Annotated in this window: 8 protein-coding genes; 2 read left to right on the top strand and 6 right to left on the bottom strand. The window is 43.3% G+C overall.

Annotated elements, in window-relative coordinates:
- Positions 1-40 precede the first annotated feature (40 nt).
- Both NST94_RS07190 and NST94_RS07185 read right to left on the bottom strand, forming a co-directional pair.
- Complete coding sequence (locus NST94_RS07190) at positions 41-4630, bottom strand: endo-1,4-beta-xylanase (protein ID WP_339281825.1); 4590 nt, start codon at positions 4628-4630, stop codon at positions 41-43.
- A gap of 406 nt (positions 4631-5036) precedes the next feature.
- Positions 5037-5924 carry a LysR family transcriptional regulator gene (locus NST94_RS07185; protein ID WP_076125263.1) on the bottom strand — a complete coding sequence of 296 codons (888 nt, stop codon included), beginning with the start codon at positions 5922-5924 and terminating at the stop codon, positions 5037-5039.
- Between the two features lie 111 nt (positions 5925-6035).
- Here NST94_RS07185 and NST94_RS07180 point away from each other — a divergent pair, with 111 nt between their 5' ends.
- Positions 6036-7442, top strand: a complete 1407-nt coding sequence (locus tag NST94_RS07180) for an MFS transporter (protein WP_076309647.1) — start codon at positions 6036-6038, stop codon at positions 7440-7442.
- Positions 7443-7786: 344 nt separating this feature from the next.
- Positions 7787-10459 (top strand): cation-translocating P-type ATPase, encoded by a 2673-nt coding sequence (locus NST94_RS07175; RefSeq protein ID WP_280752641.1) that lies wholly within the window; start codon positions 7787-7789, stop codon positions 10457-10459.
- A 104-nt stretch (positions 10460-10563) separates the two neighbouring features.
- Here the strand turns inward: NST94_RS07175 and NST94_RS07170 are convergent, their stop codons facing one another.
- The 4 genes from NST94_RS07170 to NST94_RS07155 all read right to left on the bottom strand — a co-directional run bounded on the left by NST94_RS07170 (position 10564) and on the right by NST94_RS07155 (position 13361).
- A complete protein-coding gene (locus NST94_RS07170; RefSeq protein WP_036675786.1) occupies positions 10564-10773 on the bottom strand; it encodes a helix-turn-helix transcriptional regulator in 210 nt (69 codons plus the stop codon).
- Between the two features lies 1 nt (position 10774).
- The gene (locus NST94_RS07165; RefSeq protein WP_280752640.1) at positions 10775-11101 is read right to left on the bottom strand and encodes a DUF6442 family protein; all 327 of its coding nucleotides are present in this window, start codon (positions 11099-11101) and stop codon (positions 10775-10777) included.
- Between the two features lie 130 nt (positions 11102-11231).
- The gene (locus tag NST94_RS07160) at positions 11232-12320 is read right to left on the bottom strand and encodes a nucleotidyltransferase domain-containing protein (protein WP_248547736.1); all 1089 of its coding nucleotides are present in this window, start codon (positions 12318-12320) and stop codon (positions 11232-11234) included.
- 168 nt (positions 12321-12488) lie between these two features.
- The gene (locus NST94_RS07155; protein WP_248547737.1) at positions 12489-13361 is read right to left on the bottom strand and encodes a YitT family protein; all 873 of its coding nucleotides are present in this window, start codon (positions 13359-13361) and stop codon (positions 12489-12491) included.
- Between the last annotated feature and the right edge of the window lie 10 nt (positions 13362-13371).

Raw genomic sequence — 13371 nt, 5'->3', positions numbered from 1 at the left:
TTGAGTCAATTCAGACTTTTTTTCTCTGCTGCCGGGACTACTACTTCCAGATACGATACAGAATGACTGCCGCTTCTGCACGGGTAAGGTTATCGTTCGGTGCAATTCTATTGTTCTTTCCGTTTACGACTCCGGATTGGATCAACAATGATGCACTGTCTTTTGCGTAGCTGGAAATGCTTGCTTCATCAAGATAAGCAGCAGCTACAACGCCGCTCGCCTTAACTTGCTTACCGGTTGCCGCCAGCGCTCGTGCTGTCAGCACCATCATATCTTGTCTGGAGATATTGCTATTGGGTCTAAACGTATCATCTTTAAAACCTGTAGCAATTCCCAATTCCTTCGCGATGACCAGTTCATCATAATAGTAGTCTGTCTTTTGGACATCGTTGAACATTATTGCACTTTTGCCCGTTCCCTTCAGTTCAAGCGCTCTTACGAGGAGAGTAATGAAATCCGCTCGTTTGATTGAATCTGCAGGTGAAAAGCTGTTCGTGGACGTTCCTTTGATGATATCGCGAGCCGCCATAATGTCTATAGATTGTTTGGCCCAAGAAAGATTCTGCAGATCTCCGAAGTTTTTCTTTACGAAGGTTACTGCATAAGTGCTGAAGTGGGTTGTTTGAAAGACAACCGTTTGGGTTGCAGCATCATATCGGCTGCTCGGAACCGGCAGTACGTTGCCTTTGCCATCGATGTACCAAACGACTATAAGCTCGGGAAGGCTTAGCTCCTCCGCTGTCGGCACGTAAGGAATGGCTACCGTTACAGGTGCTTTAGGGTTATTCCAAGGAATAACTTTGTCACCTGCTACTACGCTTAGACCGATAATTGGACGGTTGCCAATCATATTGCGGGTAGCTGCTTCCAAGCTGTCCGTGGTGACTTTACTTATTCGTATAGATACTTGCTCAGCATTGTCTGTTACGTTGGACAGCATATTGCTTGGAATTTGAATTGTGGCATTTTCCGTCTTAAGCCATAGTTCAAAGTTTTCTTTCCCCGTTAGGCTTTGGGTCGGTAATTGTATATCATACCCTTTCGCGTCCGTTTGCTTTGGCACTTCAATGATAATTTGTTTCTTGCCGTTTGCCGCTACAGTAGCCTGCTCAAGCGCTTTTTTCATGTTGTCGCTGGAGATGGTACCTATAGCACGCCCGTTGTCGGACTTTACCTCCAGTTTAATCGTAACAACACCATCTTTGTTTGTAATGGCTCCAGGCTGTGGAGTTGCTACAACATTACCCGAGTTACTGCTACCCGTTGGCGCATTTGTTGGTGCTGGCGTCGCTGTTGGAACAGGTGTCGGGGTTGCCGATGGTTCCGTTGGGTTTGTTGGATCGGTTGGATCGGTTGGATCGGTTGGATCGGTTGGGTCAGTTGGATCGGTTGGGCTCGTTGGTGTCGGTGTCGGTGCTGTTGTCGGCGTTGGAGTGGGTTCCGGACCCGTAGATTTGCCCTTTAGAGTAAGCACACCATAAACGGATGTGTCCATATACCCAGTTCCACTCGTATCATTCCAAGCCGCGACACTTTGACGTGAGCCCTCTTTAGCATCGTTGATCTGTACATCAAAACCAAGCTTTTTATCGTTGTCCGGAGTGATCCCTTGAAGTGGAATCTTCACTTCAACCGTATAGTTTGTTCCGGAAATCTGGGTTGCCGATTCAAAACCGGCTGCGATACTTGCAGGATTAAATGAAGTCTCGTTGTCAAAATTGATTCTGTACTGGCCGTCATCATCTTGATAGAACGTCGTTTTCCCATTATTTTGGTCCACGAAGATTTCGACCGAATCCTGTTCATGTGCATTCACACTGCTCTTATCAAGCTGTGTATCACTCACCTGGATCAGGACATATAAATTTTGATCATCCCAGAGTGCTTTTGCCACTCCACTCGCTCCTTGCCAAGCGGTTTGATACCGATTGACCGGAATCTCAGCGGTCTGGCTCCAGATCTCGTCAACTGTTCCGTCTATAACAGGTGCAGCAAATTTAGCAGTAGATTGATTAGCTTCTACTGATTCAGGCTCATGCTCTTCAATGAAGGTATCAGGATCGATAACGCCATAGTAAGCCGGCTTGGCTTGCAGATTTTTATCGAATAACAACGGATTGGATGAAGCTCTCCAGCTTGTGTTATCATCCATTCCCCAGAAGGTAACACGTTTGATAGAATTAGCGTGATCCCTGAAGATATTTAACAACTGCGCATATAGATAACCCTGCGCATTAGCAAGCTTTTCAGAGAGCTGATAGTTGGTTCCGGCCTGAATGTCCAGCTCAGTTATGCTTACTTCGACACCCAAGGAAATGAACTTTTCCAAGGAAAGCTTCACATTCTCTGGGTTCGTATTAATGCTGTAGTGCCCCTGCATACCAACACCATCGATAAGCAATTTGCCAGGGTGAGTCAGCGCGTACCTATCATTGATTTCTTTGACCATACTATAGATGGCTTGCGCTTTATTCTGATTATCTTCGTTATAATCGTTGTAATAGAGCTTAATATCCCAATCTGGATGCGCGTCCAGTACTTCTCTTGCCGCCAGGAAGGCTTGCTCTACGTAATCTGCTCCAATGGCACTTTTCCATGGGGCGGATCGCAGCGCTGTTTTCCAATCTGTTGGGTTGGATGGATTATCGCTCATCGCCTCGTTTACAACATCCCAGGAGATCACCTTGTCACCAAAATGCTCCATAACGGTTTGGATATGGGTCTGCAAATTCATAAGAGCTTCATCCCGTCCCAAGGGTATCGTGTTGTTAGCTGCGTCTGTTGTTGTATTCAGCCATGCAGGCGATTGTTGATGCCATACCAATACATGTCCATGCATCTGCATGCCCTCAGCCAGTACTTTATCTACAATTGTATCTGCCGCGGTAAACGTGAAATTACCCTTCGTAGGCTGCAACGCGCCCGGCTTCATGGCATTACCTGCCGTAGCAACATTGTGATGCATTTTCAAAAGCTCAAGTCTGACACCTTCCAGATCCTCAGCGGTTATCGCATTTCCGATCAGAAAATCATTCTGATAAGCATCCTTAATCGGTATAAGATCTTTTTCGATATCTACCGGGCCAGAGCCTACCTTTTCAAAATTAATATCATCAATATAAAAAGAGGCCGTGCTATTACTGGAGCTTTCCACATAAATGGTCAAATACTCACTGCTTACATTGTTATAACGGTAGGATCCCTCAAACTGAATCCAGCCATCGCTTGCACTGATGGTTTTAGGTGCGAGCTGCACATAATTGGCGCTGCTGCCATTGCCAACCTGCGTGGACAGCTGGAGCTGCGAGCTTGCAGGCTGGATCAGCTTGACCCATAACGAAATTTTATATTCGTAGCCTTTGTCCACATACTTCTCCACACGTAATGTCGGCCCATGCCATGTACTGGTTCTTCCCTCAACCTTCAAAGCGTATGAACCATCATCCGTATGATTCGCTTCATTAGTAACCGTAAGCGTTTCTGTACCTGCCCTGCCTTCAAAACCACCTGCTGTTTGATCCTCAAAAGTAACAGTGGTAAAAGGTAAAGCTGGGTCTCTAGGTGTTTCTGGTGTTGGAGTTGGCTCTACGGTAGCCACCTTTTCTGTGACCAATACATCCCCAATGTAGAACGGAACCGTTTTCCCGTCATCGTTGGATTGAACACGCAGTGTCGTATCTTTGTCCGTATCCACGGTAAATTCTTTCGTCAAGGTGACCGCTTTGCCTGCTTCATAATTCACATTTGCCAAAAGAGCGTAGCTGCCTATCGCTTGAAGATAAGCTTGGGCTCCGCTAGGTACTATCACATCAGCGTCTACATACACGGATGCAGTTACCGTATAGGTTTTGCCGTTCTCTAGGCCCATGTCGCTGAATTTAAAATCAGCCGCGTCCCAGTTATTCGCTCTATTGCTTACATATAAAGCTGCCCCGTCAGCATTGCCCGCAAAAACTTTTCCGGTGACAGGGGTTAGGTTAGCGCTGCCTGATTGTGAGGCTAAACCTTTGCCACTCGCAAAAGTTTCGTGATAGATTTCTTTATCCGTTTCCGTCACTGCTTTTTTTGCTGTAATGAGAAGCTCCCCAATGTAGAACGGAACCGTTTTCCCGTCATCGTTGGATTGAACGCGCAGTGTCGTATCTTTGTCCGTATCCACGGTAAATTCTTTCGTCAAGGTGACCGCTTTGCCTGCTTCATAATTCACATTTGCCAAAAGGGCGTAGCTGCCTATCGCTTGAAGATAAGCTTGGGCACCGCTAGGTATAGCCACATTAGCATCCACATAAACGGTTGTAGTCACCGTGTAGGTTTTGCCGTTCTCTAGGCCCATATCGCTGAATTTAAAATCAGCCGCGTCCCAGTTATTCGCTCTGTTGCTTACATATAAAGCTGCGCCGTCAGTATTGCCGGTAAAAACTTTATCATTCACAGGTGTAAGGCTAGCACTGCCTGCTTGAGCTGCAATCCCCTTGCCACTCGCAAAAGTTTCATGATATACCGTTACCCTATCTGATGATACTGTCGTATCCTGCGCCGCAGCTTCAGTAACCGGAGCGATCCAGCTTGTCGGAATAAGCAAGGCAGCTGCGAGTAAGATCGAGATTACTTGTTTAAGCATTCTACTCATTTAATGCATTCCTCCTCTAGTGATTTTCATAAAAATCAGTTAATGACCTACCTTATTAGCACCAGCCCTATATTCCCACGCTAATTTCCTTACCTGCTAAATCCTTAATTTCAACAGTGGTACAATCATCCCGAAGAGCAGTAGAACATCATCACAAATGAATCTTTTTACTTACAGATCCCCTCCTTATATGTAAACGCTTTCATGTGTACTCACACTATTTTACAGCCTCGCTGCTACGCACTACTACGCTAATATTAAAGGTGTTACCCCCCATAATTATAGGAAAACATAGGTATGATTAAAGATTCTACAAATTTAACCCAAAAAGAAAACCCCACTTACGGACCGTTGAACGTAACGGAAGGTAACGGGGAATTGGTTTGTTAGTTGTTCTGCCGCATAATTAAATGGTCTGTTTGGATAACGCTCCAAAATATTCTACAACTACCTCCCGAAATTCCAAAGCGGCCTGCGAAATGTACCGGCTCCTGTGCCACAATAAAGCTATCTCCCTTTCCAATTCGTGATTCTCTACTTGGAGGTATTGGATATCTTCCCGTGAATTCCGTGCCGTGCTTGGTATGAAAGCTAAACCAATTTCAGCTTCCACAAGAGTGCTAAGCCTTGCGGGTTCATCTCCCTCATACACATATTTAGGCACAAATCCAACTGATTTGCATACAGAGTCTATTAAATCGCGAGTACCATAGCCACTCTTTACCCCGACAAACCACTCATCCCTTAGCTCTATCAAAGTTACGCTGCTTCGATTGGCCAGCCGATGTCCCTTTGGAACAGCCACAAGAATTGGATCGATAAAGACGATTTGGCATTCGATGTCATCCCCTTTTATTGGAGGTGAGGATAAGCAATAATCAACCTCTCCTCTATTAAGAAGTGTAACCATTTCCTGCGTGGTCAGCATTTGCACATGGTATTGAATATCAGGCCGCTTTTTCCGAAACTCTCGCAGGATATTGGGTAATGTGCTTGCGGTCGTCACCGCTAATTCGAGTGTGCCATGTTCAGGACTGGATAAATCGCTAAGCTCCTGTTTTCCCTGCTCCAATTCAAACAATGCCCTTTCAGCTCGGCGAAGGAACCGGCTTCCGGACTCATTCAGTCGCAGCTTTCTTCCTACCCGATCGAATAAAGGTACCCCCAGATCCTCCTCCAAACGCTGAATCGTTTTGCTCAGTGAAGATTGAGTAACGTGTAGATTTCGTGCAGCTTCAGTCATATGTTCCAACCGAGCTACCGCGAGAAAATATTGCAGTTGCAAAAGTTCCAATTCACACCTCCGTTCATTCCCTCAAGTCAATGAGATCATAACATAAAATGCGTTGGAATGAATAATCGATTTCAAGTACGATGACATTAATAAGCTTTAGGGGGATTTAAAATGAGTGTTCGCAACAGGTGGTTAATGATTTCAGTAGGTCTGGGGATTTTATTGAACCCTTTAAATTCTTCGATGGTGTCTGTGGCTATTCCAAGGCTGCAAAATGTATTCCAGCTTGACTATACAGGTGTTTCCTGGATTATTTTTTCTTTTTACATTGCAAGTAGCATCGCTCAACCTGTCATGGGAAAGGCCAGCGATTTATTCGGCCGGAGGAAAATATTTCTTACCGGGCTTGTCGTATCCTTCATTGCAGGTTTATTAGCTCCTTTCTCCCCAAACTTTGGCTGTCTCATCGTGTTCCGTATTGTGCAAGCCATTGGAACTAGCATGATGGTTGCCGTTGGAATGGCCATTGTGCGGATTCATATTACGGAGAAACAAGCGACCGCACTATCTGTTTTATCCATCTTCCTATCCGGCGCGGCAGCAATTGGTCCCTTTATTGGCGGGGTTATTATTCACTGGTGGGACTGGCCAGCTATCTTTTTCGTCAATATTCCATTCGTGGTCGCTAGCTTTCTATTATCTTGGAGGCATATCCCCAAGGACGAACCGTCAACAACCGTTACCCGGGGAATGTCCCTGCGCAAATGGTTTGATTTGATTGATGCGTCAGGAATCCTGCTCTTCACTGTGGGGCTGATTGCCGTGCTCCTTGGATTGCTTTCAGCAAAATCATCCGGACATATCTCATTAATACATGTCATTACCTTGCTAACAGGACTCGTTCTGCTAGGAGTATTCGTCCGGCATGAGCTAACAGCGGCATCACCCTTTATTCCTTTACGTACATTTGCCAAATACCCGGCAATGACTTGGGTTAATGTTGAATTCATGCTCGTTAATGTACTTTTTTACTCACTCTTTTTCGGGATCCCATCCTACTTGCAAATGGTACGTCATGTCAGTGAATTCCAAACAGGAATTCTCATGCTAACGCTGGGATTATGCTCACTGATTACTGCTCCAATAGCAGGACGCTGGATCGATAGATCAGGACCCCGGCCAGCATTGCTAGTGTCCGGGGTCCTGATGACATTGGGATCAGTGTGGCTTGTGACCTTAAATCAGACTTCACCAGTTATCAGTGTATGTGTGGCTTTAGCTGCATTCGGTATTAGCAACGGATTGAACAATGTCGGCCTGCAAGCAGCCTTGTTCCAAAGTTCTCCAAAAGAAATAATCGGTGTAGCCTCCGGATTATTTAATACATCGAGATACCTGGGAACCATTCTCTCTTCATTGTTAATAGGTATCATAATGGGAGGTAAGTTTAGCTTCGAGGGATTTCAAGTCCTTGGGGTTATCCTCACGGTAATTGCATTGTCTTTGGTATTCATGAGTCGGAAGCACCGTGAGTCAGGGCAATTGCAGGAATCGGCTAATTCGGGCGCTAACAAATAGGAAAGTGCAGACAAATAAGACCTGTCATCAGACGGGTCTTGTTTTGTTATTTTAATGCGTAGCCTCAGCTCTTTATGAGTTTTATTTAACTCTTCAAGGTGGGGATAAACTCGATTCATAAATAGGATAATAAATAAAGCGCCCATAGTAAACTTGTGCTCGGTGAGCCAAAAACATAATGAAGAAACCAGATTTACATATATTTTCCCGTCCAATTTCAAGCTCAAAAGACACATTTATAATGTAAAAACAGTTTCGGCAGCTCGATATTTTGAAACTTGTCCCGGCTTGAACCGTAATTTTTAAGAACAAAGACACAGCACAGCAGAGAGGAGCTATCATTAGTGGAATATTACCGCAACAATGTAGCCGACAGTTTACAGGATGTTCAGAGTTCAGCTAACGGGCTTACTTCGGCAGAAGTCGACAAACGTCTGAAAGATTATGGTTTTAACGAATTAAAAGGAAAGAAAAAAGATCCTGTTTGGAAGCTTTTTCTTGAAAACTTCAAAGACCCTATGGTAGTCGTACTGCTTATAGCCGCCATTGTCCAGATTGTTATGGGCCAAGTTATGGAGTCGCTTATTATTTTCCTCGTGTTGATTCTCAATGCAGTTATAAGTGTCATCCAGACCCGTAAAGCGGAGAGTTCACTTGATGCCTTGCAGCAGATGTCAGCACCCGAGGCCAAAGTGCTGCGTGATGGAGAATTAAAAACCGTCCCGGCAAGGGAACTTGTACGCGGTGATATCGTATGGCTGGAAGCCGGCGATTTTGTACCCGCCGATGGCCGGATTATAGAATCGGAAAGCTTAAAAATAAATGAGGGTATGCTAACCGGAGAATCCGAAGCTGTGGAAAAGCATACGAATATCATCGCGAAAGAATCTCCGCTTGGAGACCGGCGTAATATGGCGTTCAGCGGCTCACTAGTTGTATATGGCCGCGGAAGCCTGGTAGTAACGGGAACTGCACTCACTACCGAAATCGGAAAAATTGCTGAACTCATTGAAAGCGCCGAAGCTAAGCAAACGCCGCTGCAGCGCAAGCTCGAAACATTCAGCAAGCAGCTGGGGGTAGCAATTATACTCCTGTCCATTGTAATCTTTGCCATCCAGGCCGGACGTGTTTGGTTGTCGAATGATACTGTGGATACAACAGAAGCTATCCTGAATGCGTTAATGTTTGCAGTCGCTGTAGCGGTTGCTGCGATTCCCGAAGCTCTTTCCTCAATAGTAACTATTGTCCTATCCGTAGGTACTAACAAGATGGCTAAGCAACATGCGATTATTCGTAAGCTACCCGCTGTCGAAGCCCTTGGGTCAACCAGTGTCATCTGTACAGATAAAACCGGTACCCTCACCCAGAATAAAATGACTGTTGTAGATTACTTTTTGCCAGAAGGGGACCGTGATCAATTCAATCAAGCGCCTGAAGAATGGTCTGAAGAAGCCCGGCGGCTCCTGCATATAGCCGTGCTCTGCAACGACTCTAACATTAATGAGGATGGTAAAGAGCTGGGTGATCCTACAGAGGTAGCACTTATTGCCTTCAGCAACAGCAAGAATAAAGATTATAAGGAAATACGCGATAATTTCCCGCGCGAAGCCGAGCTACCTTTTGACTCGGATCGCAAGCTAATGACGACCTTGCATACTTTTAACGGGCAAAAAGCAATGATTACTAAAGGTGGACCCGATGTGCTCTTTGGTCTATGCTCGCATGTACTGTTAAGTGGAAAAGAAGTACCGATAACACCAGAAGTTCTTAAACGCTTCTTCGAAGCCAATGAGGAGTTCTCCAGCAGAGCACTACGTGTACTTGCCTATGCCTACAAAACCGTACCAAATACGGTTACTGAAGTAGGATTAGAGGATGAACAAAATCTGGTGCTCGTAGGTTTGACAGCTATGATTGATCCACCTCGGGAAGCTGTCTACGGCGCGATCGCAGAGTCTCAGAAGGCTGGCATCCGAACCATCATGATTACCGGTGATCATAAGACAACCGCACAAGCGATCGGCCGCGATATCGGTCTGATGACTGAGAATGAAATTGCCGTAACCGGCCAAGAACTCGATGCCATGTCTGACGAGGAACTTGATCAAAAACTCGAACAGATTGGTGTGTACGCCCGTGTCTCCCCGGAGAACAAGATCAGAATTGTCCGCGCGTGGCAGCGGAAAGGCAAAATAACAGCCATGACCGGTGATGGTGTAAATGACGCGCCTGCTTTGAAGCAAGCAGATATCGGAGTTGCCATGGGCAGTGGAACCGATGTTGCCAAAGATGCGGCTGCCATGATTTTGACCGATGATAATTTTGTATCTATTGTCAATGCTGTATCTGTGGGCAGAACGGTATTTGACAATATCAAAAAAGCGATCGCCTATTTGTTTTCAGGTAACCTGGGTGCAATTATCGCCATCCTCTTTGCCCTTATTTTCAACTGGATTAATCCCTTCACAGCGATTCAGCTTCTATTCATCAATCTGGCGAATGATTCTCTGCCCGCCATTGCTCTTGGGATGGAAAAACCTGAACCTAATGTGATGAACAGAAAACCAAGAGAGCTCAAGGAAGGAATATTCGCAGGAGGAATGATGCAGGCCATTGTCACTCGTGGTCTACTCATAGGTATAGCTGTAATCATATCCCTGTATATCGGACTTCAGGATTCGCCTGATATGGGCGTAGCTATGGCATTCACAACCCTGATCTTGTCTCGTACGTTGCAGACCTTTGCCGCCCGTTCGAACAGTCAAACTGCTATTGAAGCTGGGCTTTTCAGCAACAAATACGTCATCGGAGCCGTTCTGGTCTGCTTTGCCTTTTACGGCATTGCAGTTCTGCCAGGGGTTAGAGAAATCTTCTCGATTCCGGCTACATTTGGAATGTCAGAGTGGCTGATTGCAGCAGGCTTAGCACTCGGCTCCCTCATCCTAATGGAATTAACGAAGGTTGTTCGAAGAGCTTTTACACCCAAATCTGTTGAACAGAACCCTGTAAATTCCTGAGTAAGCTATAATCGACCGAAAAGACAAAACAGCGATTCTCCAATGATGGAGTATCGCTGTTTTTCTGACATCTAGAGTTAAACCTAGAAAAGCTTCTGTTGATTTCAATCAAAATAAAATAATTCTTCGAATTTTTTATCCAACGCAATACATAAAATCAAAGCCAATTTTGCAGTAGGGTTAAACTGTCCGGTTTCAATCGAGCTTATAGTATTTCTTGAGACACCCACCATTTCTGCCAATTGTGCTTGCGATAATTTTTGTTCTGTTCTAGCTTCGCGCAGTTTATTTTTTAAAACCAAAGGTTCACTCATACTAATCACTCATCCCATAAAAGTAAATAAACAAAAAATAAACACTTATAATTAATCCTAAAATGAATTTGAGTAAATCCATCTTTTTCTTAGTTACAGAATACATTCCAAGACCTTCACAGCTCAAATATCCAAAAAACATAGCTATCATAGCTTTTAATGCAAAATTTGTTTCCTGACTATGATTATATAAATTGAAGACACTCAGAATGCAAAATACAATCAACATTCCAATGAATCCGCTTTTTCTGCCTTTAGCAAAAACAAATTCTTTTCCTTCGTCTCCTTTTTCATTTCGGCTTTTTTCTAATATTTCTTCCTTTTTCATAAAAATTTCTCCTTTCAGATTGAAAAGATGATGACAAGAAAACTTGTCATCATTATTATAATACGCCAAGTTTTCTTGTCAAATAAAAAAATAGCCCACTCCAATCCAAAGATTGGTAGTGAGCTATTTTCTATACCTTCATATATTCGTTATATAATTGCTCGAAAGTATTGTATCGTTCGACTTTCCTGCCTACCTTGTTGTATTCCTCCAGATATTCATCCATGACCTTCAGAAACTCATTTTTAAAGACTTGAAGATGGTCAGAATCAAAATACTGCATGATATCAAACTTTTTGGTTCCCTTCCATTCTGTCATTTCATCAAGAAAACCTTGTATGCCCATTGCTGCTAGATACGCATACGATCTATCACCCGATTCTACACTTGCTATAATCTTATTGCGGTAGTTGCACCATAACTCCTCATAAGTTCCGCCAAGATTATCATAGCTTGGGACTGGCTGCACTACAAAATCCTTATACATTTTATTATATAAATCATTGATGTTTTTAAGTGCCTTATATGCTGCACTTCTGATTTCATCGATAGTCTTCGCCTCTATCACAGCCATATATGTCTTTTCAAAATCATCAGGAACATAACGGTACGTAGCTATTTCCTCCAAATATCTTTTCATTCCCCGTTTGAAATAAGTATTGTTCAAATGAGTTAGCGCATTTAACAAATTGTATAAAACTTCGCTTGAAGCATACCTTACTGCTCCTATATCTTCAGAAAGTAATGTATTCGCATATTCCTGTTTTGCTATGTCTATACACTTTTTCGCTCTACTGATACATTCTCTCCCTATAGGCATTGCCAGAGCATCGAGTGCTCTCTGTTTATATAAATTTAGCTTTTCCAAATATTCGGGTTTTGCACAGTATAACACCTGTAAATCCACCAGACATGAAATCATTGGACTCTCGAGATTGGCTTGATCTTCTATCCTTGTTTCCCATGGCGTACAATATAGATCGTATCCAATATCATCCAAAATAAAACACGAAGATATTCCCCAGCCTTGCTCTGTGTTATTAATTATGATTAGATCAAGATCGCTTTTTTCATGAAAATCCCCAGTACTAAAAGAACCTGTAAGCCCAATAATTGCAATATCATCAGAAAAATCTCTCTTAGCCCGTTCAATGACCATGCTAATAAGCTTTTCATTTTTGATTAAGATCTTTTCTTTATGAACAGCATCCATATCCATGTCCCCTCTCCAACCTTATTAATTCTATTGTATAAGCATGTTGTTAGAGTAGGTATTCCAACTTTAATTATATTAAATCTATACCAAGCCTTTCCTCTCCTTCAAAGAAAACAAAAAAACGCGCTGGCAAGAGCATAATTAGCTTCTCTCCAACACGTTTTATAGTCGTTAGTGAATATTTTTCTTTTTGAAACTGCCACCTTTAACTTCTGCAACATCGTAGACTACTACAAAAGCATTCGGGTCAATTTCACGAATAATATCTTTTATTTTACTTTCTTCAAGACGGTTAATGACACAAGTGATTTCTTTGAATTGTTCATTGGAGTAGCCGCCATAAGCATCTGTATAAGTTGCTCCACGACCCAATCGGTCACGAATAGTCTCGACCATGATTTCCGGTTGAATGGTGATGATTTTAAACGTTTTAGAGCCACTCAAACCTTCTTCAATAATATGAATGACCTTAGAAGCAATAAAATAAGCAAGCGCTGATAGAATAGCCCCTTGTAGGCCAAATACTGTTGAAACAACAATAAAGACAAACATGTTTAGAAATAAGATTAAATCACTGGTCCCAAAAGGTAATTTTCGTGAAAGTAAGACAGCTAACATATCTATCCCATCTAATGCTCCACCATTACGTAAGGCTAAACCCATACCAAAACCGATAATAATCCCGCCAACAACGGTAATTAATAAGGTATCACCTTCTATAATCGTCGGTACATGATGCATAAGACTAGTGCCAACAGCCAGTGAAGCAATACCGATAACGGAATAAAGAGCAAAGCTTTTACCAATTTGCTTATATCCTAGCCACACAAAAGGGATATTAATTATGCCAATTAGCAGCCCTAGCGGTAAGCCAAACAGTTCAGAGCCAACGATGCTTAGACCTGTGACACCTCCATCTGAGACGTTGTTGGGTATCAATACGGATTCTAGACCATAGGCAGCTATTAGCGCCCCAATAATAATCATGAATACTTTTGAGAATATCTTGAGTTTATTTGATTTCTGTTTTCGCGTCTCAATCATTGAATTTCTC

The organism is Paenibacillus sp. FSL H8-0282, from assembly GCF_037963825.1.
GTDB classification, from domain to species: domain Bacteria; phylum Bacillota; class Bacilli; order Paenibacillales; family Paenibacillaceae; genus Paenibacillus_AQ; species Paenibacillus_AQ odorifer.
This window is presented reverse-complemented; position numbering and strand designations above follow the sequence as displayed.